The sequence below is a fragment of the Streptomyces sp. NPDC028722 genome, from assembly GCF_040637655.1.
Taxonomy (GTDB): Bacteria; Actinomycetota; Actinomycetes; order Streptomycetales; family Streptomycetaceae; genus Streptomyces.
Genome location: NZ_JBEZWU010000004.1, coordinates 322329 through 347041, shown reverse-complemented (window position 1 = coordinate 347041; position 24713 = coordinate 322329). Strand labels below are relative to the sequence as shown.

Genomic DNA, 24713 nt, shown 5'->3' with positions numbered 1-24713 from the left:
CGCGACGGAGTTCGTGTCCATGGGGTCCGGTGGGAACCGCGGCCGGCTGCTGCGCCTCGTCATCGCCCTCTGCTGTGCGCAGGGGGGTGTCGATGGCCCGGCCCGCCGTCCCCTGCCGGGCCCGCGCGCTGGGCGCCTACGAACGGGCGGTCGGTGTGATCGCGGGCGTCCACGCCCTGCTGCCGCTGTTCGCGGCCGTACCGCTCGGCCGCCGTACCGGCCACGGCCGCTGCGCGCCCCCGCTCCCGGCGGGCGTGACTCTGCTCGCGGGCGGCTGTGTACTCAGCGGACTCGCCGGCTCGCTGCGCGGCGATGGCCCTGTGGAGCGGGGTGATGGGCCTCGGCCACCTCTGCTTCGTCATCGGCGCCCAGTCGCTGGTGGCCCGCCGGTCCGCGCCGCACGAACAGGACCGCGACCTCGGCCACTTCACCATCGGCGCCTCCCTCGGCCGGCCCGTCGGACCCGTGGCCGCGGGCGCCCTCGTCGGCGGTCCCGACCTGGCGCGCGGCAGCGCGCTCGCCCTCGTCACGGCGGGCGCGGGCGGGGCCGTCGCGTTCACGTCGCTGTGGCGCGTGGAGGACCGTACGGCCGTCACCTCCCGCCCGGGGCGGGGCGCACGCGTGCCGGTCGCCGGCATCCTGCGTGCCCGGGCGTGCCCGCCGGCATGCTGATCAGCCTGTCGGTGCTGTCCGCGACCGACATCCTGACCGCCTGTCTGCCGGTGGTCGGCGAGCACCGGGGCATCGCTCCCTCGGTGATCGGCGTCCTGCTCGGCCCGCGCGCCGGTGCCACCCTCGCGTGCCGGCTCGTCCTCACCCCGCTGCTCCCGCTGCTCCCGCTGCTCCCGCTGCTCGGCCGGCCGACGCTGCTCGCCGTGACCTGTCTGCCGGCGGCCCTGCTGTGCGCGGGGTCGCGCTGCCGGTTCCGGTGGGGGTGCTCGGCGCGATGCTCACGGCGCTCGGCTTCTGCCTGGGGGTGGGCCGGCCGCTGTCGATGACGACGGTGGTGCGGGCCGCGCCCGCGCGCGCCCGGTCCACCGCGCTCGCTCTGCGGCTGACCGGCAACCGGCTCGGCCAGATCGCCGCGCCGGCCGCCGCGGGCCTGGTCGCCGGTCCGGCGGGGACGGCGGCGCCGTTCGTGATGCTGGGGGGTCCGCCGCTGCTGTCGTCGGGCGTGGCGCTGCGCTCTGCGGACGGGCCTCGTTCGCCCGTCCGGGCGGACGAGGCCCGTCCGGAGCGCCCGGGACTGCGCCGCACGGGCGATTTCTGACGGCGCGCCGGGCGTCGCTCCCGGCTCGCGCGGGGTGGATGGCGCAAAGTCCAGGCGAAAGAGCGATTTGTATGAAAATCGTCTGACTCGGAGGAACATCCATGCCCACCCTGAAACTCCCACGAAGCCTCGGCTCGCGCGCGGGCGCCACCGTCATTCTCTCCGCTCTCGCGGCGTCCGGCGCGTCGTGGGTGGCGGCGCCGGCGGCGGTGGCCCAGGGGGAGAACGGCGACATCAGGATCCACCGCGTGGGCGTGCCCTTCGGGGTCTCGAAGGACGATCCGGTGGTGTGCAAGTTCTACCTGGACGCCGTCAACTTCGACGTGCTGCCCACCATCGCCTACACCATCACACCGCAGCCCCCGCTGCCGACCTCGGCCACCGTCGCGGGCACCATCCCGCTCGCCGGGGGCGCCGGTCACACCGACCCGCTCGGCCTGGCGGACGGTCAGTACCGGCTCACCTGGGTGGTGGCGGGCGCCCCCAAGGAGAAGGTCTTCCGGGTCCGGTGCAAGGACGAGCACCAGGAGGAGGGGCACGGGGGCCCGAACGGCCAGATCGCCGACGACCAGCACAACGACGGTGCCTGGGGCAAGAGCGACCAGGGCGGACCCAAGGGCGGGGTGCACGCGGGCGGCGGCGGTCTCATCGACACGGCCGCCGCGTACTCGCCGGTGGCCGCCGCGGGAGTCGTGGGCCTGATCGCCGTCAGTGGTGTCGTGTACGTCCGGGTGGTCCGCCGGCGGCCCCATGGTGCCGCGTAGGCGCCGACGCAGGCCCTGGTACCGGACCCGCGCCTACCGTCTGGTCAGGACGGCGCTGCTCGTGACCGTGCTGGTGACGGTCGGCAACCGGTGCGGACGGGACGGCGGAACGGTCCTGCCCGGCCGGCCGGCCGGGCAGGACGCCGTGGCCGCCCCCGGCGCGGGCTCCGCCCGGGCCGACGGACGGGGCCCCGGCCCGGACGACCCCGAGCCCGCCGCCGCGGGGCCCCCGCCGCGCCCGCTGCCCCGGTCCCGGCCGACGTCCTTCCGGGTGCCCTCCCTCGGGATCGACGCCCCCGTCACCCCGCTGCGCCTGGACGCGAACCGGCAGCTTCAGACGCCGCCCATCGACCGGCCCGAGCTGGTCGGCTGGTACCAGGGCGGCCCCACGCCGGGCGAGTCCGGCACCGCGGTCGCCGTCGGCCACCGCGACACCCGGACCGGACCCGCCGTCTTCGCCGGGCTCGCCCTGGTCCGGCCCGGCAAGCCCGTGGAGGTGCGGCGGGCGGACGGCCGTACCGCCGTCTACACCGTGGACCGCGTGCAGGTCTTCGACAAGGCGGGCTTCCCCGACAAGGAGGTCTACGGGCCCTCCGGGCGTCCGGAGCTGCGGATCCTCACCTGCGGCGGCCTCTTCTCCCGGCGGACCGGCTACACCAGCAACGTGGTGGTCTTCGCCCACCTGACCGCGACGAAGTGACCGGCGGACCGGCCGGTACGGGTCCTGCGACCGTACCGGCCGGTCCGCCGCCGTGAGCGTGACGTCCTTCGCGATGATGTCCCGGAACGTCTGCGGACCGGGAACGTCTGGCGCCCGAAAACTATCACCGCTAGTTTGTGAGCCGGACGACGCAGACCCGCCAGGAGGAAGCAGCATGAAGGCACACGACGCCCTGTACATCGACGGCGCCTGGCGCCCCGCCGACAGCGGGGACGTGATCGAGGTCGTGAACCCCGCCGACGAGCAGGTCATCGGCAGGGTCCCGGCGGGCGGGGCCCTGGACGTCGACACCGCCGTCCGGGCCGCCCGCGCCGCCCTGCCCGCCTGGGCGGCCACGCCCCCGGCCGGGCGGGCCGCACGCCTGGCCGCCCTCCGGGACGCCCTCGTGGCCCGCAAGGACGAGATCGCCGCGACGGTCACCGCCGAACTGGGCTCACCCCTCCAGTTCTCCCAGGCCGTGCATGCCGGCGTGCCAATCGCGGTCGCCGGCTCCTACGCCGAGCTGGCCGCCGCCCACCCCTTCGAGGAGCGGGTCGGCAACTCCACCGTCCTGCACGAACCGGTCGGCGTGGTCGGCGCGATCACCCCCTGGAACTACCCCCTCCACCAGATCGTCGCCAAGGTCGCCCCCGCGCTCGCCGCGGGCTGCACGGTCGTCCTCAAGCCCGCCGAGGACACCCCGCTCACCGCCCAGCTGTTCGCCGAGGCGGTGCACGAGGCGGGCGTACCCGCGGGCGTGTTCAACCTGGTCACCGGCCTCGGACCGGTCGCCGGACAGGCCCTCGCCGAACACCCGGGCGTCGACCTGGTCTCCTTCACCGGTTCCACCGCGGTCGGCCGGCGGATCGGCGCGGTGGCCGGCGCGGCCGTGAAGAGGGTCGCTCTCGAACTGGGCGGCAAGTCCGCCAACGTCATCCTGCCGAGCGCCGACCTCGCCAAGGCCGTCAACGTCGGCGTGGCCAACGTGATGGCGAACTCCGGCCAGACGTGCAGCGCCTGGACCCGCATGCTGGTCCACCGCGACCGGTACGCCGAGGCCGTCGAGCTGGCCGCGGCCGCCGCCGCCAAGTACGGCGACCGCATCGGCCCGGTGGTCAACGCCGGCCAGCGGGCACGGGTGCGCGGCTACATCGAGAAGGGCATCGCCGAGGGCGCCCGCCTGGTCGCCGGCGGTCCCGAAGCGCCGCGCGAACAGGGCTACTTCGTCAGCCCGACCGTCTTCGCGGACGTCACCCCGGAGATGACCGTCGCCCAGGAGGAGATCTTCGGGCCGGTCCTGTCGATCCTGAGCTACGACGACGAGGACGACGCCCTGCGCATCGCCAACGGCACGGTGTACGGCCTCGCGGGCGCCGTCTGGGCCGCCGACGAGGCGGAGGCGGTGGCCTTCGCCCGCCGCATGGACACCGGCCAGGTCGACATCAACGGCGGCCGGTTCAACCCCCTCGCGCCCTTCGGGGGTTACAAGCAGTCCGGAGTCGGCCGGGAACTCGGCGCGCACGGACTCGCGGAGTACCTCCAGACCAAGTCCCTCCAGTTCTAAGGGAGTCCGAGACCCATGGCCGTACGAGCCGCCGTCCTGCCCGCCATCGGCGCCCCCCTGGAGATCACCGGCATCGAACTGCCCGACCCGGGACCCGGACAGGTCCGGGTCCGCCTCGCCGCCGCCGGCGTCTGCCACTCCGACCTGTCCCTGGCGAACGGCACCATGCGGGTGCCGGTCCCGGCCGTCCTCGGCCACGAGGGGGCCGGCACGGTCGTCGCCGTCGGCGAGGGTGTCACCCACGTCGCGCCCGGCGCGTCCGTGGTCCTCAACTGGGCGCCGTCCTGCGGCACCTGCCACGCCTGCACGCTCGGCGAGGTCTGGCTGTGCGCCAACGCCCTGAACGGCGCCGCGGGCGTCCACGCCCGCACCACCGACGGCACCGACCTCCATCCCGGCCTCAACGTCGCCGCGTTCGCCGAGGAGACGGTGGTCGCCGCGTCCTGCGTGCTGCCGCTGCCTCAGGGAGTGCCGTTGGTGGACGCCGCCCTCCTCGGCTGCGCCGTGCTCACCGGGTACGGCGCCGTCCACCACTCGGCGAAGGTCCGGCCCGGCGAGACGGTCGCCGTGTTCGGTGTCGGCGGGGTCGGCCTCGCCACCCTCCAGTCGGCCCGCATCGCGGGCGCCTCCCGCGTCATCGCGGTGGACGTCTCGCCCGGCAAGGAGGAGCTGGCCCGCGCGGCCGGCGCCACGGACTACGTCCTCGCCTCCGACACCACCGCGCGCGAGATCCGTGCGCTCACCGGCAAGCAGGGCGTCGACGTCTCCGTGGAGTGCGCGGGCCGCGCGGTCTCCATCCGGGCCGCCTGGGAGTCCACCCGCCGGGGCGGCCGTACGACGGTCGTCGGCATCGGCGGCAAGGACGAGCAGGTCACCTTCAACGCCCTGGAACTCTTCCACTGGGGCCGCACCCTGTCCGGCTGCGTCTACGGCGACAGCGATCCGGCCCGCGACCTCCCGGTCATCGCCGCGCACGTACGGGAGGGCCGCCTGGACCTCTCCCGGCTGGTGACCGAGCGGATCACCCTGGAGGGCATCCCGGCGGCCTTCGACAACATGCTGGCGGGCAAGGGGGGCCGGGCGCTGGTGGTGTTCTGAGGGACCCCGCGGGACTCCGGGCGCCCTTGGGGGCGTGAACGCCCGGAGCGGGCCTGCCCCTACGCCCCCTCCCGTACCTGCCGGTACTGCTGCGCGAGCCCGTCCAGCAGCGCGCTCAGCCCCGTCTCGAAGGCCCGCTCGTCGATCTTCTCCTGCTGCTCGGCCAGGAGGTGGGCCTGGCCGAGGTGGGGGTAGTCGGCGGGGTCGTAGGCGCTGGCGTCGTCCACGAAGCCGCCGGCGAACGAGCCGAGCGCCGAGCCCATGATGAAGTACCGCATCAGCGCGCCGATGGAGGTCGCCTGGGCAGGCGGCCAGCCCGCGTCGACCATGGCGCCGTAGACCGCGTCGGCCAGGCGCAGCGCGGCGGGGCGGCGGCCGGGGCCCCGGGCGAGGACCGGGACGATGTTCGGGTGGTCGCGCAGGGCGGCCCGGTAGGAGACGGCCCAGTCGTGCAGCGCGGTCCGCCACTCCCGGCCGTCCTCGAACATCGACAGGTCCACCAGCCCGCTCACCGAGTCCGCGACCGCCTCCAGGATCTCGTCCTTGGTGCGGAAGTGGTTGTAGAGCGAAGGCCCGCTCACCCCCAGCTCGGCGGCGAGCCGGCGGGTGGAGACGGCGGCCAGGCCCTCCCGGTCCACGAGGTCCCGGGCCGTCTCGACGATCCGGTCGGGGCTGAGGAGGGGCTTGCGCGGTCGGGCCATGGCGCACATAGTAGGGCTGCGATCAGAAACTAGCAGTGCTAATTTAAATGTACGGCTTTCAAGATACGTCTGGTGTGGGGTGATCTCGTGGTGAACCTGGGACTCAGCGAGGAGCAGACGGCCGTACGGCAGCTCGCCCGGGACTTCGTGGAGCGCGACATCGCCCCGCACGTCGTCGCCTGGGACCGGGCCGAGGAGGTCGACCGGGGCATCGTGAAGAAGCTCGGCGAGATCGGCTTCCTCGGCCTGACCATCGACGAGGAGTACGGCGGCTCGGGCGGCGACCATCTGGCGTACTGCCTGGTCACGGAGGAGCTGGGGCGCGGTGACTCCTCGGTCCGCGGGATCGTGTCCGTCTCCCTCGGGCTCGTCGCCAAGACGATCGCCGCCTGGGGGAGCGAGGAGCACAAGCGGCGCTGGCTGCCCGGGCTCACCTCCGGCGCGTACGTCGGCTGCTTCGGCCTGACCGAGCCGGGCACCGGATCCGACGCGGGCAGCCTCACCACCCGGGCCGTCCGCGACGGCGGTGACTACGTCATCAACGGCACCAAGATGTTCATCACCAACGGCACCTGGGCCGACGTCGTCCTGCTCTTCGCCCGCTCCACCGACGCCCCCGGCCACAAGGGCGTCTCCGCCTTCCTCGTGCCCGCCGACACGCCCGGCCTGACCCGCCGTACCGTCCACGGCAAGCTCGGCCTGCGCGGTCAGGCCACCGCCGAACTCGTCCTCCAGGACGTGCGCGTCCCGGCGTCCGCCCTGCTGGGCGAGGAGGGCAGGGGCTTTACCGTGGCCATGTCCGCGCTCGCCAAGGGCCGGATGTCGGTGGCCGCGGGCTGCGTCGGCATCGCCCAGGCCGCCCTGGACGCGGCCGTGCGGTACGCCGGCGAGCGCGAGCAGTTCGGCAAGCCGATCGCCCGCCACCAGCTGGTGCAGGAGCTGATCAGCGACATCGCCGTCGACGTGGACGCGGCCCGGCTGCTGACCTGGCGGGTCGCCGACCTCGTCGACCGCGGCGAACCGTTCGCCGTCGAGTCCTCCAAGGCCAAGCTGTTCGCGTCCGAGGCCGCCGTGCGCGCCGCCAACAACGCCCTCCAGGTGTTCGGCGGCTACGGCTACATAGACGAGTACCCGGTCGGCAAACTCCTGCGCGACGCCCGGGTGATGACCCTCTACGAGGGCACCAGCCAGATCCAGAAGCTCCTCATCGGGCGTGCCCTGACCGGTGTCTCGGCGTTCTGAGTACGCCCCTGAGTATCCCGGCGGATGTCGCGCCGGCCGCGTCCGCCGATGCTGTGTCCCATGAGTGACACACCGGTCAAACAGCAGAGCACGGCCGCCTTCCACGGCCAGGCCGTCGCCTCCTTCGCCGTCGCCCTGGCGGCCACCGCCATCGGCGTCTACCGGCTGGACGCCGGCGCCTGGGTCCGCGGCTTCCTCGCGATCGCCGTCCTCTACCTCGTCACCTCCGCCTTCACCCTCGCCAAGGTCGTCGGGGACCGCCAGGAGGCCGGGTACCTCGTCAGCCGCGTCGACCAGGCGCGCCTGGAGAAGCTGCTCGCCGAACACGACCCCTTCGACAAGCCCTGAGGTTCCGCAGGCCCCGGTGACCTGGCCGGGCGGCTACGCTAAGCGCCCGCTCACCGTCGGCGGTATGGTGGTGCTCCTGTCACGAGAGGGGCGAACCAGCGATGAGTACGGCGGAGGAGACGACCGGCGGCGAAGTGGAGCCGTGGGAAGAGGTCACCCCGGACGCGGCCCGGCGGCTGCTCGTCGCCGCCGTGGAGGCCTTCGCCGAGCGGGGCTACCACGCGACGACGACCCGTGACATCGCGAGCCGCGCCGGCATGAGCCCGGCCGCGCTCTACATCCACTACAAGACCAAGGAAGAGCTGCTCCACCGGATCAGCCGGATAGGCCACGACAAGGCCCTCGACATCCTGCGCACGGCGGCCCGCCGCGAGGGCCGCGCGTCCGAGCGGCTGGCCGACGCGGTCAGCTCCTTCGTCCGCTGGCACGCCGGCCGGCGGACCACCGCGCGGGTCGTGCAGTACGAACTCGACGCCCTCGGCCCCGACGCCCGCGCCGAGATCGTCGCCCTGCGCCGCCAGGTGGACGCCGAGGTGCGCGGGATCATCGAGGACGGCGTGGCGTCGGGCGAGTTCGACGTGCCGGACGTGAAGGGCACCACGCTCGCCGTGCTGTCACTGTGCATCGACGTGGCCCGGTGGTTCACCGTGAACGGCCCGCGCACCCCCGAGGAGGTCGGCGCGCTCTACGCCGACCTCGTGCTGCGGATGGTGGGGGCGAGGTAGTCCGCCCCCCCGGGTCAGAGGTAGTACCGGGACACCGACTCCGCGACGCACACCGGCTTGTCGCCGCCCTCGCGCTCCACGGTGAACGCGACCGTCACCTGCACCCCGCCGGTGACGTCCTCCACGCCGGTGATCGTCCCGGTGGCGCGCAGCCGGGAGCCGACCGGCACCGGGGCGGGGAAGCGGACCTTGTTCGTCCCGTAGTTGACGCCCATCTTCACGCCGTCGACCCTGATGAGCTGCGGCCCGAACAGCGGCAGCAGCGACAGGGTGAGGTAGCCGTGGGCGATCGTGGTCCCGAACGGCCCGGCGGCGGCCTTCTCCGGGTCCACGTGGATCCACTGGTGGTCCCCGGTCGCCTCGGCGAACAGGTCGATCCGCTTCTGGTCGACCTCCACCCAGTCGGTGTGTCCCAGCTGCTCGCCCACGGCCGCCCGCAGCTCGTCGGGGGAGGTGAAGATCCTCGGTTCTGCCATGTTCCCGGCCTCTCGCTCGCGTCTCTAAGCAACTGCTTAGCATGGTCGGGTGGGAGGACGATGTCAACGGACGGCCCGGCCGGCCGGGTGGGTAATCTCTGGGGAGTGCCCCAGATTCCGGAGAAGATCCACGAGCTGACCGTCGGCCAGTTGTCCGCCCGCAGCGGCGCCGCGGTCTCCGCCCTGCACTTCTACGAGGCCAAGGGCCTGATCTCCAGCCGGCGCACCCCGGGCAACCAGCGCCGGTACAGCCGCGACACCCTGCGCCGCGTCGCGTTCGTCCGCGCGGCCCAGCGGGTCGGCATCCCCCTGGCCACGATCCGCGAGGCGCTCTCCGGACTGCCGGAGGAAAGGACGCCGACCAGGGAGGACTGGGCGCGGCTGTCGGAGAAATGGCGCTCGGAACTGGAAGAGCGGATCCAGCGGCTGAACCGCCTGCGGGACCATCTCGCCGACTGCATCGGGTGCGGATGCCTGTCCCTGGAGAACTGCGTCCTGTCCAACCCGGACGACGTCTTCGGCGACCGCCTGACGGGCTCCCGGCTCCTCGCCGAGGACCGCTGACCGGCACACCCCTACCGGGACAGCGCCGCCGCGACCAACTGGGCGTTGGATTCCGCCGGTCGGCCGTCCGGCAGGAACAGGGTGTCCTCCAGGCCGACGCGGGTGGCGAGACGCAGCCGCCGGGCCAGCCGGAGCACCGGCCAGGTGCCGCCCTCCTCGCCGTGCAGCAGCACCGGGCGGCCGTGCGCCCTGCCCAACTCGGCCAGCAGCGCCCGCGCCGACGCCTCGGCGGTCGCCGGGTCCGCGTCGGTCACCTCGGCCAGCACCCGCAGCACCCGCGGCCCGAGCCGCGAGACCGCGAACCGGCGTGCGCCCCCGGTACCGGACCAGATGCCCGCCTCCACACCGACCCCCCGGTCGAGCAGTTCCCGTGCGACCTCCTCGGCGCCGTCCTCGTGCCAGTTGACCGAGGCGAAGTCGGGCAGCACCGGCCAGGCGCGCACCCGGGCGCGGCGGGCGGCCGGATCCGGTTCCGCCCAGGCGCCGGTGGTCACCCCGACCGGCACCCGCACCCGCGCCCGTATCGCCTCCAGCGCCGGCGTGAGGACGCGCGGGGAGAGGCTGTCCCGCCCGCACGGTGCCCTGGGATGGACATGGACCGAGGAGGCACCGGCCGCCACCGCCTCCGCGGCGGCACACGCCAGCCCCTCGGGGGACATCGGGACCCTCGCGCCGTCGACGGCCGAGCGGCGCCCGTTGAGACATACCTGAATCACGATCCGATGATGCCGGACGCCGCCGGCGACGGCCCCGGTCCCCGGGCCGGCCGCCTCGCGGAAGGGGTGCGGCATCCCCTGCGCACCCCGCACCGGGTGCCCGCCCGCCGCTCGGACCGCGCCCGGTGACACCCCACCGCTCAGGCCGACATGAGCAGGCGCTCCCGCCTGGCGTACTCCAGGGCCCGCGAGTTGAGCACGGGACGGGGCACGAGGATGCCGCAGTCCGCGCAGACCGGGCCGGACGACGGCTCGTGGTCCAGGCCGTACCTCCAGACCAGGCGTTCGCCGTCACACACCGGGCAGGACGAGCCCGGTGCCCGCTCCAGCGCGGCGATCAGCCGGCGCAGCACCACCGCCAGCGGTTCACCGGGGTGGACCCGTGGGTCGTCGCACCAGGCGACCCCGAAGCCGCCCCAGGTCAGCCGGTGCCAGTCGTCGACACTGCCCGGCCGGCGCAGCCCGTCGTGCTTCTCCTTCTTGCGTCGCTCCGTGAAGTCGGTCTCGTAGGCGAGCCAGACGTCACGGGCCTCCTCCAACTCCTCCAGCGCGGCCACGAGCCGCGCCGGATCGGGGGAGCGGTCCTCCGGGCCGAAGCCCGCCCGGGAGCACAGATGGTCCCAGGTCGCGCGATGCCCGTAAGGGGCGAACTTCTCGAGGCACTTGCGCAGTGAGTACCGCCGCAGCGCCAGATCACAGCGCGGATCGCGTACTTGTCTCGCCAGACTCCGGAAACCTGCCATCGTCCTGCACCTCCGTCACACCTGCACCTGCACTTCGGTCACTTCGGCGTCGTCGTCGCACGGACGTCGCCGAATAGACGTATCGACAGGCGATTCGGCTCCATCTCTTCTCCGGTTCTCCTCGCGGACTCCCGAAAGTGACGCATGTTCACCTTTGAACCTGGGGATACCGCCGGTAACGTTCGGCCACCCCCTGTCGCTAGGAGCTGCCATGCCACGGCGAAGTCCACGTACTGCCCCTGACAGACTGAGAACGTCCCGACGCCTTCACGGGTTCCTGAAGACCGCGTCCGTATGCGCCCTGGTCGCCGGTCTCCTCGTTCCCTTCACTCGGACAGCGGCGGCGGCGGCCGACGCGAGCGCCCCGAACGACTACTGCGGCGGCCAGTGTTCGGACATCGTGCCGCCCGGCGAGAACGGCAACGCGACCCTCGCCCAGATCCTGCTCAACCAGGCCTTCGGCACCCAGCCGTCGCACGCCGAGGACCAGCTCGGCCCCTACGCCGGCCTGGCCACCGGCTACAAGGGCCTGACCGACGCCACCATCAACACCTTCTTCAACGACGCCTCGTTCGGCGTCCCCTCCGGCCAGGTCGCCTCCAGCGAGAAGCCGGCCGGCCGAGGCGACGTGACGATCGTGCGCGACAAGAAGGCCGGCGTGCCGCACATCACCGGCACCACCCGGTACGGCACCGAGTTCGGCGCCGGTTACGCGGCGGCCGAGGACCGGCTGTGGCTGATGGACGTCTTCCGGCACGTGGGCCGCGGCCGGCTGACCTCCTTCGCGGGTGGCGCCCCCGCCAACCAGGGCCTGGAACAGCAGTTCTACCGCGAGGCGCCCTACACCGAGGCCGACCTCCAGGCGCAGATCGACAACGCGGTCGCGAAGAACGGCGCGCGCGGCCGGCAGGCCCTCGACGACGTCAACGCCTACCTCGCCGGGATCAACGCCTACATCGACGCCTCCGACAGCGGCCGTTACTTCCCCGGCGAGTACGTCCTGACCGGCCACAAGGACTCGATCACCAACGCCGGCACGATAGACCACTTCAAGGTCACCGACATGGTGGCCCTCGCCTCCGTCGTCGGCTCGCTGTTCGGCTCCGGCGGGGGCGGCGAGGTCGCCAATGCCCGGTCCCTGCTGGCCGCCCAGGCCAAATACGGCGTCGAGGAGGGCACCCGGGTCTGGGAGTCCTTCCGCGAACGCAACGACCCCGAGGCCGCCCTCACCGTCCACGACGGCCGCAGCTTCCCGTACGCCGCCAAGCCCGCCGACGCGCAGGGCGGGGCGCTGCCCGACGCCGGCTCGGTCACCGAGGAACCGCTCGTGTACGACCGCACGGGCAGCGCGGCCACGGCGAGTGCCGAGAAGATGTCCGCCACGGCCGCCGGGACGGCGCTCGGCTCGGCCCGCCGGGGCATGTCCAACGCCCTCGTGGTGAGCGGCGCACACACCGCGAGCGGCCACCCGGTCGCCGTGTTCGGCCCGCAGACCGGCTACTTCGCGCCACAGCTGCTCATGCTCCAGGAGATACAGGGCCCGGGCATCAGCGCCCGCGGCGCGTCCTTCGCCGGGCTGGGCATGTACGTGGAACTCGGCCGCGGCCAGGACTACTCCTGGAGCGCCACCACGTCCGGCCAGGACATCATCGACACCTACGCCGTCGAACTGTGCCAGGACGACCACCACTACCTGTACCACGGCACCTGCACCGCCATGGACCAGGTCGAGCAGAAGAACGCCTGGTCGCCCACGGTGGCCGACGGCACGGCCGCGGGATCGTACACCATGCGCGTGTGGCGCACGAAGTACGGTCCGGTGACCTACCGGGCGACCGTCGGCGGCAAGAAGGTCGCCTACACCTCCCTGCGCTCCTCCTACCTGCACGAGGCCGACTCGATCATCGGCTTCCAGATGCTCAACGACCCCGACTACGTCAAGGGGCCCCAGGACTTCCAGAGCGCCGCGCAGCACATCAACTTCACCTTCAACTGGTTCTACGCCGACTCCCGGCACACCGCCTACTACAACAGCGGTGACAACCCGGTCCGGGCGGACGGCGTCGACGCCGAGTTCCCCGTCTGGGGCCGGCCGGCGTACGAGTGGCGGAACTGGGACCCGGCCACCAACACGGCCGACTACACCCCGGCCGCCGCGCACCCCAACTCCGTCGACCAGGACTACTACATCTCCTGGAACAACAAGCAGGCCGAGGACTACACGACCGCGTCCTGGGGCGACGGCTCCGTGCACCGCGGCAACCTGCTGGACGACCGCGTCAAGAAGCTCGTCGCGGCCGGCGGGGTGACCCGGACGAAACTGGTGCAGGCCATGGCCGACGCGGGCCTCGCCGACCTGCGCGCCGAGGACGTGCTGCCCGAGCTGCTGAAGGTGGTCGACTCCGCGCCGGTGAGCGACCCCACGGCCGCCGCGGCGGTGGGCAAGCTCAAGGCCTGGGTGGCCGCGGGCGCCAAGCGCACCGAGACCTCGGCCGGTTCCAGAACGTACGCCGACGCCGACGCGATCCGCTTCCTGGACGCCTGGTGGCCGCTGCTGGTGAAGGCGGAGTTCGAGCCGGGGCTCGGCAGCGACCTGTACAGCGCGATCACCGGCAACCTGCCGGTCGACGAGGCGCCGTCCGCCGGACACGGTCCGACCGGCTCGCACGCCGGAAGCTCCTTCCAGTACGGATGGTGGAGCTATGTCGACAAGGACATCCGCGCGGTGCTCGGTGAGCCCGTGCGGGGCGGCCTCGCGCACACGTACTGCGGCGGCGGCAGCCTCGGCGCCTGCCGGGACGCCCTGCTCGGCACGCTGAAGCAGGCGGCCGGCCTGACCGCAGCGCAGGTCTACCCGGGCGACGACCAGTGCTCGGCCGGTGACCAGTGGTGCGCCGACTCGATAGCCCAGCGCACCCTGGGCGGCATCAAGCACGGCAGGATCAGCTGGCAGAACCGGCCGACGTTCCAGCAGGTCGTGGAGTACACCTCGCACCGCTGAGGTGACACGGGCGGCGGGTCAGCCGATGCGGCCCGCCGCCACCACCAGCCGCGCCAGTTCGGGGTGCACGATGTCGCTGTGCGCCCCGGTCGGCGCGCCCCCGCGCCGCACCACGGACGCCGCGTCGACGTTCACGCACCCCGACGCGGGCAGCGCACCTCCCAGGGCCGCCGCCAGGTCCAGCCGGGCGGTGCCCGGCACCCCCTGCGCCCCGTCGTGACCCAGGGCGCCCCACCGCGGCCCCAGCACGGCCGCGATCTCGCTGCCCACGCAGGAACGGTCGTCGCCGGCCAGCCGGGAGGCCAGCGGGTAGAACGTGCCCAGAGCCGTGTCGAAGCGCGAGTAGCAGCACACCAGCGGGCCGTCGACGCGCCGCTGCCGGTCCCTGAGCGTCCCCGACCGGTCCGGGGCGTGCGGCAGCCGGGCGGTGAACGCGTAGTGCGAGAAGGCCCCTTGGAGCAGGGTCACCGACTTGACGGTGTCCACCCCCTCGGGCAGCCCGCGCAGCGCGAACGCCACCAGCCGGCCGCCGAAGCTGTGCCCGACCAGGTGCACCCGCACGTCGGGCGCCCCCGCCGCCAGCCGCCCGAGCAGCGGCCCGAGCCCCCGTTCGCCGACCGTCCCGGCCCTCCCCTTCATCTGGTGGTACGTCAGTTGCCGCAGCAGTTCCTTGGCACCGTCCCACGGGTTCGGCAGGCTGAACCGTGCGGCGCCTCCCGCCGGGTCGAGCGCCGCCAGCGCCTCGGCGAACTGCTCGCACGCGGCCACCGGCTCCCCGCCGGACACGGCCGGTTCGCCGCCCTCGTCGGTGTCGGCGGTCCCCGCCGGCTCCCCGTCCGGCAGCAGCCGCGCCAGCCGGCAGAACTCCGTCAGTCCCGCGGCGCCGTCCGGCCGTTCGTCGAGCATCCGGGCCAGCCGGTCGACCACCGCCGCCCGGCCGGGGTAGGTCCGCGACAGCGCCCGCCGGGTGTCCTCGTCCAGTCCCCGGCACGGCGCCGCCGCCTCCGCGGCCGCGACGGACGCCGGGAAGTCCGGGATCGGCTCGTCGCTGAACCGCATCGACGGCCAGATCACGCCGGCGTACCCGAGCCGGGCCTTCGGCGCGAGCCGCGGGAACGGGGCGAAGAAGCGGCGGTACAGCGCGGTCGCGCCCGAGCGGTCGTTGTTCCAGCCGTGCGAGAAGACGACCAGGTCACGCACGCCGTGCTCGGTGATCTGCGTCAGCAGCCGGTCGCGTTCGGAGCCGTCCCCGTCCCCGTCCGCGTCGAAGGTCAGCTCCCAGTAGGGAGTCACGCCCGTCCCAGGATCCGTCATGCCAGGCTCCCTCGTCCCGCACCACGGTGTGATGCGTCCGTATCGTCCTGCGGGGACGAGGGGTTGGCCATACGGCGCGGCTCACTTGTAGAGGAGGTAGTTCCTCCGGGTGCGCCGGAACGCGGCCAGCTCGTCCTGCCATGCCCCCGTCACCTCGTCGGTGCCGGCACCCGCGTCGATCATCGTGCGCACCCGGGCCGAACCGGTCAGCTTGTCGATCCAGTCGTCGGACCGCCAGGCGAAGCCGTCCCAGACCTTCCTGGCGGTCACGAGCAGCGCGACCCCGGTGCGTACGGGGTCGTAGGCGGCCCGGTCGGTCACATGGATCTGCACCCCGCCGACCGTCCTGCCCTGGAACTTGGAGAACGTGGGCGTGAAGTAGGCCTCCCGGAACCGCACGCCCGGCAGCCCGAGCCCGTTCACGGCGGCGGCCCAGCGCCCGTCGACGCCCTCGGCGCCCAGGAGTTCGAACGGCCGGGTCGTGCCGCGCCCCTCGGAGAGATTGGTGCCCTCGAACATGCAGGTGCCGGAGTACACCAGCGCCGTGTCCGGGGTCGGCATGTTGGGGCTCGGCGGCACCCAGGGCAGGCCGCAGTCGTCGTAGAACGCGTCGCGCCGCCAGCCCGACATGCGGACGGTCTCCAGGCCCACGGGGGTGGCCAGGAACTCCCCGTCGAACAGGCGGGCCAGCTCCGCGACGGTCATCCCGTGCGCCTGCGCGATCGGCTGCCGGCCGACGAAGGTGGCGAACTCCCGGTGCAGGACGGGTCCGTGGGCCTCGCGGCCGGTCACCGGGTTCGGGCGGTCCAGGACGACGAACCGCAGGCCGGCGAGCTGGGCCGCCTCCATGCAGTCGTACAGGGTCCAGACGTACGTGTAGAACCGGGCGCCGACGTCCTGGATGTCGAAGACGACCGTGTCGACACCGGAGGCGGTGAAGACGTCGGCGAGTGCCCGGCCGCTCTTGAGGTAGGTGTCGTAGACCGGGAGGCCGGTCGCGGGATCGTCGTGGCGGCCCTCGGAGCCGCCCGCCTGCGCGGTGCCCCGGAAGCCGTGTTCCGGGCCGAAGACCGCGGTCAGCGCGACGCGGGGGTCGGCGTGCAGGACGTCGACGATGTGGCGGGCGTCCCGGGTGATGCCGGTGGGGTTGGTGACGACGCCGACGCGCCGGCCCTCCAGCAGGGCGTACCCGTCGGCCGCGAGTCTGTCGAAACCGGTGCGTACGCGCTCGCCGTGCCGGGCGGCGCCGGGGACGGCCGCGGGTGCGCCGGGCCGGGGTACGGCGGGGACGGCCGCCACCGCCGCCGATCCGAGCAGATTCCGTCGGGACAGGTGCATGGGATGGCCTCCGTGGGGATGGAAGGTACCGGCAGGTCCGTGGTCGCTCGCGCGGTTCCCCGCGTCCCCCGAGGGTGGCGCAGTCACCCTTTCCCTTATACATACCGACTGGTTAGTCTGTCCCGGAAGAGCCGCGCGCGCCGCGCGAAAGTCGTGTCGAAGGAGACCGATGGTGGAAGCCGTGCAGGATGCGGGAGTGATCGTCACCGGAGCGGGCGGTGGGATCGGGGCCGCCCTGGCCCGGCGGTTCGCCGCCGAGGGCGCCCGGGTCGTGGTCAACGACCTGGACGCAGGCAAGGCCGAGGCCGTGGCCGGGGAGATCGGCGGGATCGCCGTGCCCGGCGACGCCTCGACGATCGTCGGCCCGGCCCGCGAGGCGCTCGGCGGCACGGTCGACGTCTACTGCGCCAACGCCGGTGTCGCCTTCGAGGACGGCGACCTCGGCGGCACCCTGGACGAGCACTCCTGGGCGACGTCCTGGGACGTCAACCTGATGGCCCACGTCCGCGCGGCCCACGCCCTGCTGCCCGGCTGGGTGGAGCGCGGCGGCGGCCGGTTCGTGTCCACCGTCTCCGCCGCCGGGCTGCTGACGATGATCGGCGCGCCCTCCTACAGCGTGACCAAGCACGGCGCCTACGCCTTCGCCGAGTGGCTGTCGCTGACGTACCGCCACCGGGGGATCAAGGTCCACGCCATCTGTCCGCAGGGCGTCCGCACCGACATGCTGTCCGCGACCGGCAGCGCGGGTGACCTGGTGCTCCAGCCCACCGCGATCGAACCGGAGGACGTGGCCGAGGCGCTGTTCCGGGGCATCGCGGAGGACCGCTTCCTGATCCTGCCGCACCCCGAGGTCGCCGGTTTCTACCAGGCGCGGGCCGGCGACCCCGACCGCTGGCTCGCCACCATGAACCACATCCAGCAGAAGTGGGAGGCCGGCCGGTGACCGCCTCCATCTACGCCGCCCGCCCCTGGCTGGCGCTGCTCGACGAGGCCCAGCGCGCCCCGGTCACCCCCGCCGACTCACTCGTGCACGCGCTGCGCGAGGCCGTGGCCGCGGCACCGGACCGCACCTTCCTCGCCTACTTCGACGCCCGCCTGAGCTACCGGGAGGCCGACGAGCTGAGCGACGGCGTCGCCGCCCACCTCGCCGCCCGCGGCCTGACCCGCGGCGACCGGGTGGCCGTCCTCCTCCAGAACTCCCCGCACTTCGTGCTCGCCGTCCTCGGCGCCTGGAAGGCGGGCGCGACCGTCGTCCCCGTGAACCCCATGTACAAGGCGGGCGAGGTGGGGCACGTCCTGCGGGACGGCGAGGTGGCCGCGCTGATCTGCTCCGACCGGGCCTGGGACGCGTACCTGCGCGACACGGCCGCGGGCTCGCCGGTGCGGATCGTCCTCACCGCGTGCGAGCGGGACTTCCAGACGCGCGACGACCCGCGCGTCCTGTCCTTCGAGCGGCTGCCCCCGGCCGCGGACGCCGACGACCTGGTCACCGTGGCCCGCCGCGGCGGCCCGGCCCCCGAGGACCGCGCGCCGCGCCCGGACGACATCGCGCTGATCAGCTACACCTCGGGCACCAGCGGCACCCCCAAGGGCGCCACCAACACGCACGCCAACATCATGCACAACTCCGAGCGGCAGGCCACCGGGCTCGGCCTGCCCCAGCCGCCCGTCTACCACGCCCTCGCGCCGCTGTTCCACATCACCGGCATGGTCTGCCAGTTCGGCGCCTGCCTGAACAGCGCGGGCACCCTGGTCCTGACCTACCGTTTCGAGCCCGGCGTCGTCCTGGAGGCCTTCGCCGAGCACCGCCCGCACTACACGGTCGGCCCCTCCACCGCCTTCATGGCGCTCGCCGCCCACCCCGGCGTCACCCGCGAGCACTTCGCCTCCTTCACCAACATCTCCTCCGGCGGCGCCCCCGTGCCGCCGGCCCTGGTGGAGAGGTTCCGCGAGCGCTTCGGGCCGTACATCCGCGTCGGCTACGGCCTCACCGAGTGCACCGCCCCCTGCGCCTCCGTCCCGCCCGGCCTGGAGGCGCCCGTGGACCCGGTCTCCGGGACGCTGTCCGTCGGCCTGCCCGGCGCGGACACCGTGGTGCGCATCCTGGACGAGCAGGGCGCGGAGGTGCCCTTCGGGGAACAGGGCGAGATCGTCGTACGGGGCCCCCAGGTGGTCCCCGGCTACTGGCGGCGCCCCGACGCCACCGCCGAGACCTTCCCCGGCGGCGAGCTGCGCACCGGCGACATCGGGTTCATGGACGAACAGGGCTGGCTCTACGTCGTCGACCGCAAGAAGGACATGATCAACGCCTCCGGCTTCAAGGTGTGGCCGCGCGAGGTCGAGGACGTCCTGTACACCCATCCGGCGGTGCGCGAGGCGGCTGTCGTCGGCGTCCCCGACGGGTACCGTGGCGAGACCGTCAAGGCCTATATCAGTCTGCGTCCGGGAGCCGAGGCGGACCCGGACGAACTCGCGGGGTACTGCAAGGAGAGACTGGCCGCCTACAAGTACCCGCGTCAGGTGGAGATCCTGCCCGAACTGCCCAAGACGGCGAGTGGGAAGATCCTCCGTCGGGAACTGCGTTCCCGCACCGACGACTAGCAGCAGACCGGAAGGCAGGTGGCGGCAGTGCCCAGGACGACGGACGGTGACGGTACACCCGTCCCGCAGCGGCTGCTGGCCGCCGCCACCCGGCTCTTCGCCGACCGCGGTTACGACCGCACCTCCGTGCAGGAGATCGTGGAGGCGGCCGGCGTCACCAAGGGGGCGCTGTACCACTACTTCGGCTCCAAGGACGACCTGCTGCACGAGGTGTACGCGCGCGTGCTGCGCGTCCAGCAGGAGCGGCTGGACCACTTCGCGGGCCTGGACGCGCCCGTGGAGAAGCGGCTCAGGGACGCGGCGGCCGACGTGGTCGTCACCACGATCGACAACCTCGACGACGCGATGATCTTCTTCCGCTCCATGCACCACCTGAGCCCGGAGAAGAACAAGCAGGTCCGCGCCGAGCGCCGGCGCTACCACGAGCGGTTCCGCGCGCTCATCGAGGAGGGCCAGAAGGCGGGGGTCTTCTCCACCGCGACCCCGGCCGACCTGGTGGTGGACTACCACTTCGGCTCCGTCCACCACCTGTCGACGTGGTACCGCCCCGGCGGCCCCCTCACCCCCCAGGAGGTCGCCGACCACCTCGCCGACCTCCTGCTGCGGGCACTGCGCCCGTAGGCCGGCCGGCGCCCGCCGGCTAGTCGATGATCTCCCGGAAGAACAGGACGGCCGTGGCGGACGTGCCGCTGCCCACGCTCACCGCCACCGGCCAGGCGTTGCCGGCCAGCGCCGCCAGGACGGTGGCCCCGATGCCGGCCAGCGCGGCCAGCAGGAACACCATGGCGGCGCGCTGCGTCAGGAGCGGCCCGGCCCGCTCCGGCCGTGTCCGGTCCCGCCGCGGCCGGTCCCGTTCGGGCGACGGCCGGCCGGCCGGGGGCACCCCGGTGCTCCTCACCGGGCGTCGCCGGCCCGCACGGGCACCGGGTCATGGGACAGCGGGTCCACGCCGTCCCGCTCCGTCAGCTGCCACGGGTCCTGCGCCGGACGGACGACGCCGAACGCGACGCCGCCGTCCGCGCCCGCCCGGACGCCGTACACGGCGGGCTCGGGGAGGCTGTTGTACTTGAACGGCGTCGAGAAGTAGTAGGCGCCGGTGTCCGGCACCACCACGAGGTCGCCCGGTTCCAGCGGGGGCAGCGCGCGGTCGCGGGCCAGCAGGTCGCCGGCGAAGCAGGCGGGCCCCGCGATGTCCTGGCGTACGGGCCGCCCCTGCTTGGCCGTGCCGGACGGGTCGTGCGCCTCGACGCGCAGCGGCCAGGCGTCGGGACCGAACACCGTCCGGGTGGCGACCTGGACACCGGCGTGGGTCACCGCGATCGGCCGGCCCCCCGCGCTCTTGGTGTACTCGACGTAGGCGGCCATGAAGCCGTTCTTGGCGAGGAGGGACCGGCCGAACTCGGTGACGACCTCGTACCGGCCCTCGAAGAGCCGCGGGGCGTGCGCCCTCAGCTGCTCGACGTACATCCCGAACGTGGGGGTGACCTCGTCGTCGGCGAAGTTGACGGGGAGCCCGCCGCCGATGTCGATGCCCGCGATCCTGCCCTCCCCGAACGCGGCCGTCACCTGGTCGGCGAACTCGACGGCCTGCGCCACCCCGCGGGCCATCAGGTCCAGGGGGCAGCCCTGGGAACCGGTGTGCGTGTGCACCCAGGTCAGCCACGGGTACGTGTCGAAGGCCCGCATCAGCCGCTCCCGGTTGCCCGGATCCGTCAGCGGGACGCCGAACTTGGAGGTGCTCGTGGCGGTGCTCATCGCGGCGATGGCACCCCCGCCGACCTGGCAGTTGAGGCGCACCCCGATCCGGGGGGCCGGAACCCGGCCGCCTAGCAGCCGGTCGATGCGCTCCAGTTCCTGGAAGCTGTCCGCGTTGACGGCCACCCCCAGGTCCAGCGCCCGCTCCAGCTCCGCCCGGGTCTTGGCGGGGGAGTCGAAGACGATCCGTTCGGCCGGGAACCCGGCCGCCAGCGCCCGGGCCAGCTCACCGGCGGTCGCGACCTCGCAGCCCATGCCGTGCCCCGCCAGTTCCGCCAGGACGGGCACGAGGCAGTTGGCCTTCGCGGCGAACGTGTGCAGGACACCGGGGATCTCGGGGGAGCCGGGGAAGGCGTCGTGCAGGGCCTGGACGGTGGCCGCGACGCCGTCGAGGTCGACGAAGGCGGCCAGCAGGGACTGCTCCGGGTCCAGCAGCCTCTGCCGCACGGCCTCCTGGAGAACACGTTCGCGCCGTACGGCGTCGAGGGGCACAGCGGTCATGGTGAACCTTCCGGTGTGGGACGAGGCGGCCGGGGCCGATTCCCCGGGCGTGTTTCCAGGTTGCGGGCCGCCTACCCGCACCGTCATCGTCGGTTGTTCAAAGGCTCGCCCCCCGCGCCGCCGGCCGCACCGGGGGGCCGGCCCCGGCCTGCCGCGCCGTTGTGCGCGGCGACGAGGACGGCGCCCCGCGTTGGTGCGGGCGCACAAAACACGCTTGCGGGCACACCCTCACGACCCGGCCCCCGCCTCCCCGTCCGGGTCCCCGAGCCGTAATTGCAGCTGTGCCAGCAGGCGGGCGTCCGGACTGCCGAGATCCAGGTCCGAGACCGTGGTGATCCGGCCCAGCCGGTACCGCAGGCTGTTGGGGTGGACCGAGAGCGCGTGCGCCGCCGCGGACACGTCTCCGAAGTGGTCGAGGTAGGCCCGCAGCGACTTCACGAGGTGGCCTCCGCCCGGTCCGGCGTCGGAGGCGGCCAGCCGCGCCACCGAGGTCCCCGGCGGCAGCTCCAGGTCCCGCAGGGCCTCCAGCACCCGGAGCACGCCGATCGTGTCGGCCACGTCCGCCACCCGGGCGACGGTACGGGCGCCCCCGGTCCGGATCAGGGCCCTCAGGGCCTGTTCGGCGCTGCGGCGCGACTCGGCGGCCCGCGCCAGCGCCGGCACCACCTCGCCCAGCCCGGCGCGCACCGGCGTGCCCGCCGTGGCCGACAGCCGCTCGGCCAGCGACGTCCCCAGCCTCGTCAGCTGCTCACGGGCCCCCTCCGGATCCTGGTCCAGCGCGGTCACCAGCACCAGGGCCCTGCCGCCGGCCGGGACCACCACGACCCGGTGGCCGAGCGCCGCGCAGTGCAGGGCGAGCGGACCGTACAGCCGTGACGGGTCATCGGGCGGGGCCTGCCCGGACGCGCTCGCGCCGCGGCCCACCGCCAGCACGGCGCAGGGCTCCAGCGAGGGCAGCGACGCCCGCGCGGCCAGCACCTCGGCCGAGCCGCGGTCCTCCAGCAGCGCCCGCGCCGCGTCCTCCACCAGCCGGCTGTCCGCACCGCGCGTGCGATGGTGCAGCAGATGGGCGGCGGCCTCCCGGGACGCCGCGCGCAGGGCCTGCGACGCGTCCGGGGACAGGGGCCGGCCGCCGACCGCGGCCACCCAGACGGACCCCAGCACTTCGGTGCCCGCGCGGACGGCGCACACCAGGCGCTCGGGGCTGTCACCCTGAGCCCTGCGGTGCAGCACGTCGTCCGCCGTCCACAGGGCACGGAAGAAGCCGGTGTCCCGCATGGCCGCCACGCGCCAGGGGGGAACGCGCCGTCCGAGGATGGTCAGCCGGCGCATCTCGTCCACGTTCTCCTCGGTCGAGGAGAACGCCAGCACCCGGGACTCGGTGTCCTCGATGGTCACCGAGCCGCCGACCAGCGCGGCCACCGCGTCGGCCAGCGCGTCGAGGTCCCCCAGGGCCGGTCCCGGGGCGGCCGCCGACGGCGCGGCCCCCGCCGCGGCCAGCCCGGCCCGCAGCACCACGACCAGTTCGTCCCACCGGTACCAGGTGCGGAAGAACACCGCCGTACCGGCCTCCCGGGCCGCCGCCCGCAGGACTCCGGCGGCACCCTCGGGGCGGTCCGGGCCGAAGACCACACCGGCGGCCCCGGCGTCGCCGGCCCGGCGCAGGACGTCCACCGCCTGGGGCGAGCCGGCCCCGACTCCGACCGCGAGCACCAGCTCCCGCGGCCGGATCGCGGGATCCAGCACGTCCAGTACGGCGACACCGCCGACGGCGGTGTCCAGCCCGCCGGGGGCCGTGTCCAGCTCCAGGGCCCCGGGCCCCACCACCGACAGCAACCGCTCCAGGGTCACCTTGTGCTCCGCCGCCGCGCCCCACCCCGGCCGCTCCCGCGCATCGCCCACGCTTCCCCCCTCGCCCCACCGCCCGGCCGTGGCCCGGCCGCGTCCGGAACAGGTACGACACCACAGCCCGCGCCCGCGCTCAACAGCGCACGGAGATACGGGGGAGCACGGAGTACCGCCGGTGCGGCGGCGGGGGAGGGGACCGGCGCGGGACGGCCGCACCGGCCGGGACGGTCAGCTGTACTTCTTCAGTTCCCTGCGGGCCAGCGAGCGCTGGTGCACCTCGTCCGGGCCGTCGGCGAGCATCAGGGTGCGGGCGCTCGCGTACAGCTCGGCCAGCGGAAGGTCCTGGCTCACCCCGCCCGCGCCGTGCAGCTGGATCGCGCGGTCGAGGATGCCGACCACCGCGCGCGGCGTGGCGATCTTGATGGCCTGGATCTCGGTGTGGGCGCCCCGGTTGCCGACGGTGTCCATCAGCCAGGCCGTCTTCAGCACCAGCAGCCGCAACTGCTCGACGGTCACCCGGGCGTCGGCGATCCAGTTCTGGACCACCCCCTGCTGGGCCAGCGTCTTGCCGAACGCGGTACGGGACACGGCCCGCCGGCACATCAGCTCGATCGCCCGCTCGGCCATGCCGATCAGCCGCATGCAGTGGTGGATCCGGCCGGGGCCGAGCCGGGCCTGGGCGATGGCGAAGCCGCCGCCCTCCTCGCCGACGAGGTTGGCCACCGGCACGCGCGCGTGGTCGAAGACGACCTCGGCGTGGCCGCCGTGGGAGTGGTCCTCGTACCCGAACACCCGCATGGCGCGCCGCACGGTGACGCCCGGGGTGTCGCGCGGGACCAGGACCATGGACTGCTGGCGGCGGATGTCCGCCCCGTCCGGGTCGGTCTTGCCCATGACGATGAAGACGGCGCAGTCCGGGTTCATCGCCCCGGAGATGTACCACTTGCGGCCGGTGATGACGTACTCGTCGCCGTCCCGTTCGATGTGCGTGGTGATGTTCGTGGCGTCGGAGGAGGCCACCTCCGGCTCGGTCATCGCGAACGCCGACCGGATCTCACCGGCGAGCAGCGGCTCCAGCCACTGCTTCTTCTGCTCCGCGCTGCCGAACTGCGCGAGCACCTCCATGTTGCCGGTGTCGGGCGCGGCGCAGTTCGTCGCGGTGGGCGCGAGGTGCGGGGAGCGGCCGGTGATCTCGGCGAGCGGCGCGTACTGGAGGTTGGTCAGCCCGGCACCGTACTCGGTGTCCGGCAGGAACAGGTTCCACAGACCCTGCCTGCGGGCCTCGGCCTTCAGCTCCTCGACCACGGCCGGGGTGTCCCAGGGGGACGCCAGCCGGGCCCGCTGCTCCTCGGCCACGGCCTCGGCCGGGTGGACGTGCTCGTCCATGAAGGCGAGGAGCCTGGCGCGCAGCTCCTCGGTGCGCGTGTCGAACGCGAAGTCCATA

The 24713-nt window shown here is 73.7% G+C and carries 22 protein-coding genes and 1 pseudogene; 13 read left to right on the top strand and 10 right to left on the bottom strand.

Going from position 1 to position 24713, the window contains the following annotated elements; all coding sequences use genetic code 11:
* Window positions 1–19: 19 nt before the first annotated feature.
* From AB0F03_RS09215 to AB0F03_RS09195, 5 genes and pseudogenes are all read left to right on the top strand, one after another.
* Window positions 20–1270: pseudogene (locus tag AB0F03_RS09215) on the top strand (MFS transporter).
* 101 nt (window positions 1271–1371) lie between these two features.
* Entirely contained in the window at window positions 1372–2034 is a 663-nt protein-coding gene (locus AB0F03_RS09210) for a hypothetical protein (protein WP_361988060.1), read from the top strand.
* Window positions 2021–2734 (top strand): class F sortase, encoded by a 714-nt coding sequence (locus AB0F03_RS09205; RefSeq protein WP_361988058.1) that lies wholly within the window; start codon window positions 2021–2023, stop codon window positions 2732–2734. The genes AB0F03_RS09210 and AB0F03_RS09205 overlap by 14 nt, the downstream gene beginning before the upstream one ends.
* A 175-nt stretch (window positions 2735–2909) precedes the next feature.
* Window positions 2910–4298 carry an aldehyde dehydrogenase family protein gene (locus AB0F03_RS09200; protein ID WP_361988056.1) on the top strand — a complete coding sequence of 463 codons (1389 nt, stop codon included), beginning with the start codon at window positions 2910–2912 and terminating at the stop codon, window positions 4296–4298.
* Window positions 4299–4313: 15 nt separating this feature from the next.
* Entirely contained in the window at window positions 4314–5396 is a 1083-nt protein-coding gene (locus tag AB0F03_RS09195) for a Zn-dependent alcohol dehydrogenase (RefSeq protein ID WP_361988054.1), read from the top strand.
* 59 nt (window positions 5397–5455) lie between these two features.
* Here the strand turns inward: AB0F03_RS09195 and AB0F03_RS09190 are convergent, their stop codons facing one another.
* A complete protein-coding gene (locus tag AB0F03_RS09190) occupies window positions 5456–6097 on the bottom strand; it encodes a TetR/AcrR family transcriptional regulator (RefSeq protein WP_361988052.1) in 642 nt (213 codons plus the stop codon).
* Between the two features lie 90 nt (window positions 6098–6187).
* Here AB0F03_RS09190 and AB0F03_RS09185 point away from each other — a divergent pair, with 90 nt between their 5' ends.
* The 3 genes from AB0F03_RS09185 to AB0F03_RS09175 all read left to right on the top strand — a co-directional run bounded on the left by AB0F03_RS09185 (window position 6188) and on the right by AB0F03_RS09175 (window position 8412).
* Window positions 6188–7339 carry an acyl-CoA dehydrogenase family protein gene (locus tag AB0F03_RS09185; protein ID WP_361988225.1) on the top strand — a complete coding sequence of 384 codons (1152 nt, stop codon included), beginning with the start codon at window positions 6188–6190 and terminating at the stop codon, window positions 7337–7339.
* A gap of 60 nt (window positions 7340–7399) precedes the next feature.
* Complete coding sequence (locus AB0F03_RS09180; protein WP_361988051.1) at window positions 7400–7687, top strand: YiaA/YiaB family inner membrane protein; 288 nt, start codon at window positions 7400–7402, stop codon at window positions 7685–7687.
* 101 nt (window positions 7688–7788) lie between these two features.
* Window positions 7789–8412 (top strand): TetR/AcrR family transcriptional regulator, encoded by a 624-nt coding sequence (locus AB0F03_RS09175; RefSeq protein ID WP_361988049.1) that lies wholly within the window; start codon window positions 7789–7791, stop codon window positions 8410–8412.
* A gap of 14 nt (window positions 8413–8426) precedes the next feature.
* Here AB0F03_RS09175 and AB0F03_RS09170 read toward each other — a convergent pair whose 3' ends face one another.
* The gene (locus AB0F03_RS09170; RefSeq protein WP_356821802.1) at window positions 8427–8888 is read right to left on the bottom strand and encodes a MaoC family dehydratase; all 462 of its coding nucleotides are present in this window, start codon (window positions 8886–8888) and stop codon (window positions 8427–8429) included.
* Between the two features lie 105 nt (window positions 8889–8993).
* Here AB0F03_RS09170 and soxR point away from each other — a divergent pair, with 105 nt between their 5' ends.
* Entirely contained in the window at window positions 8994–9452 is a 459-nt protein-coding gene (soxR, locus tag AB0F03_RS09165; RefSeq protein WP_361988047.1) for a redox-sensitive transcriptional activator SoxR, read from the top strand.
* An 11-nt stretch (window positions 9453–9463) separates the two neighbouring features.
* On the opposite strand, the gene AB0F03_RS09160 is transcribed toward soxR, so the two are convergent.
* Both AB0F03_RS09160 and AB0F03_RS09155 read right to left on the bottom strand, forming a co-directional pair.
* Entirely contained in the window at window positions 9464–10168 is a 705-nt protein-coding gene (locus tag AB0F03_RS09160) for a 3-keto-5-aminohexanoate cleavage protein (protein ID WP_361988045.1), read from the bottom strand.
* Between the two features lie 140 nt (window positions 10169–10308).
* Window positions 10309–10911, bottom strand: coding sequence for a hypothetical protein (locus tag AB0F03_RS09155; RefSeq protein ID WP_361988044.1), 603 nt, complete (start codon window positions 10909–10911; stop codon window positions 10309–10311).
* A 211-nt stretch (window positions 10912–11122) separates the two neighbouring features.
* Here AB0F03_RS09155 and AB0F03_RS09150 point away from each other — a divergent pair, with 211 nt between their 5' ends.
* A complete protein-coding gene (locus AB0F03_RS09150) occupies window positions 11123–13912 on the top strand; it encodes a penicillin acylase family protein (RefSeq protein ID WP_361988042.1) in 2790 nt (929 codons plus the stop codon).
* Window positions 13913–13930: 18 nt separating this feature from the next.
* On the opposite strand, the gene AB0F03_RS09145 is transcribed toward AB0F03_RS09150, so the two are convergent.
* Both AB0F03_RS09145 and AB0F03_RS09140 read right to left on the bottom strand, forming a co-directional pair.
* Window positions 13931–15226, bottom strand: coding sequence for a serine-threonine protein kinase (locus AB0F03_RS09145; protein ID WP_361988040.1), 1296 nt, complete (start codon window positions 15224–15226; stop codon window positions 13931–13933).
* Window positions 15227–15307: 81 nt separating this feature from the next.
* Window positions 15308–16564, bottom strand: coding sequence for a DUF1343 domain-containing protein (locus AB0F03_RS09140; RefSeq protein ID WP_361988038.1), 1257 nt, complete (start codon window positions 16562–16564; stop codon window positions 15308–15310).
* Between the two features lie 169 nt (window positions 16565–16733).
* Here AB0F03_RS09140 and AB0F03_RS09135 point away from each other — a divergent pair, with 169 nt between their 5' ends.
* Genes AB0F03_RS09135 through AB0F03_RS09125 form a run of 3 tightly spaced genes read left to right on the top strand, consistent with a single transcriptional unit; the run spans window position 16734 to window position 19786 of the window.
* A complete protein-coding gene (locus AB0F03_RS09135) occupies window positions 16734–17507 on the top strand; it encodes an SDR family oxidoreductase (protein WP_361988036.1) in 774 nt (257 codons plus the stop codon).
* Window positions 17504–19165 carry an AMP-binding protein gene (locus tag AB0F03_RS09130; protein ID WP_361988034.1) on the top strand — a complete coding sequence of 554 codons (1662 nt, stop codon included), beginning with the start codon at window positions 17504–17506 and terminating at the stop codon, window positions 19163–19165. Before AB0F03_RS09135 ends, AB0F03_RS09130 begins: the two co-directional genes overlap by 4 nt.
* A 27-nt stretch (window positions 19166–19192) precedes the next feature.
* Entirely contained in the window at window positions 19193–19786 is a 594-nt protein-coding gene (locus AB0F03_RS09125) for a TetR/AcrR family transcriptional regulator (protein WP_361988032.1), read from the top strand.
* Window positions 19787–19805: 19 nt separating this feature from the next.
* On the opposite strand, the gene AB0F03_RS09120 is transcribed toward AB0F03_RS09125, so the two are convergent.
* From AB0F03_RS09120 to AB0F03_RS09105, 4 genes are all read right to left on the bottom strand, one after another.
* Window positions 19806–20048 (bottom strand): hypothetical protein, encoded by a 243-nt coding sequence (locus AB0F03_RS09120; RefSeq protein ID WP_361988030.1) that lies wholly within the window; start codon window positions 20046–20048, stop codon window positions 19806–19808.
* A gap of 11 nt (window positions 20049–20059) precedes the next feature.
* On the bottom strand, window positions 20060–21421 hold the full coding sequence (locus tag AB0F03_RS09115) for a diaminopimelate decarboxylase (protein WP_361988029.1): 1362 nt from the start codon (window positions 21419–21421) through the stop codon (window positions 20060–20062).
* A gap of 228 nt (window positions 21422–21649) precedes the next feature.
* Entirely contained in the window at window positions 21650–23323 is a 1674-nt protein-coding gene (locus AB0F03_RS09110; RefSeq protein ID WP_361988027.1) for a helix-turn-helix domain-containing protein, read from the bottom strand.
* Window positions 23324–23497: 174 nt separating this feature from the next.
* Window positions 23498–24712 carry an acyl-CoA dehydrogenase family protein gene (locus AB0F03_RS09105; RefSeq protein WP_361988025.1) on the bottom strand — a complete coding sequence of 405 codons (1215 nt, stop codon included), beginning with the start codon at window positions 24710–24712 and terminating at the stop codon, window positions 23498–23500.
* Window position 24713: the final 1 nt, after the last annotated feature.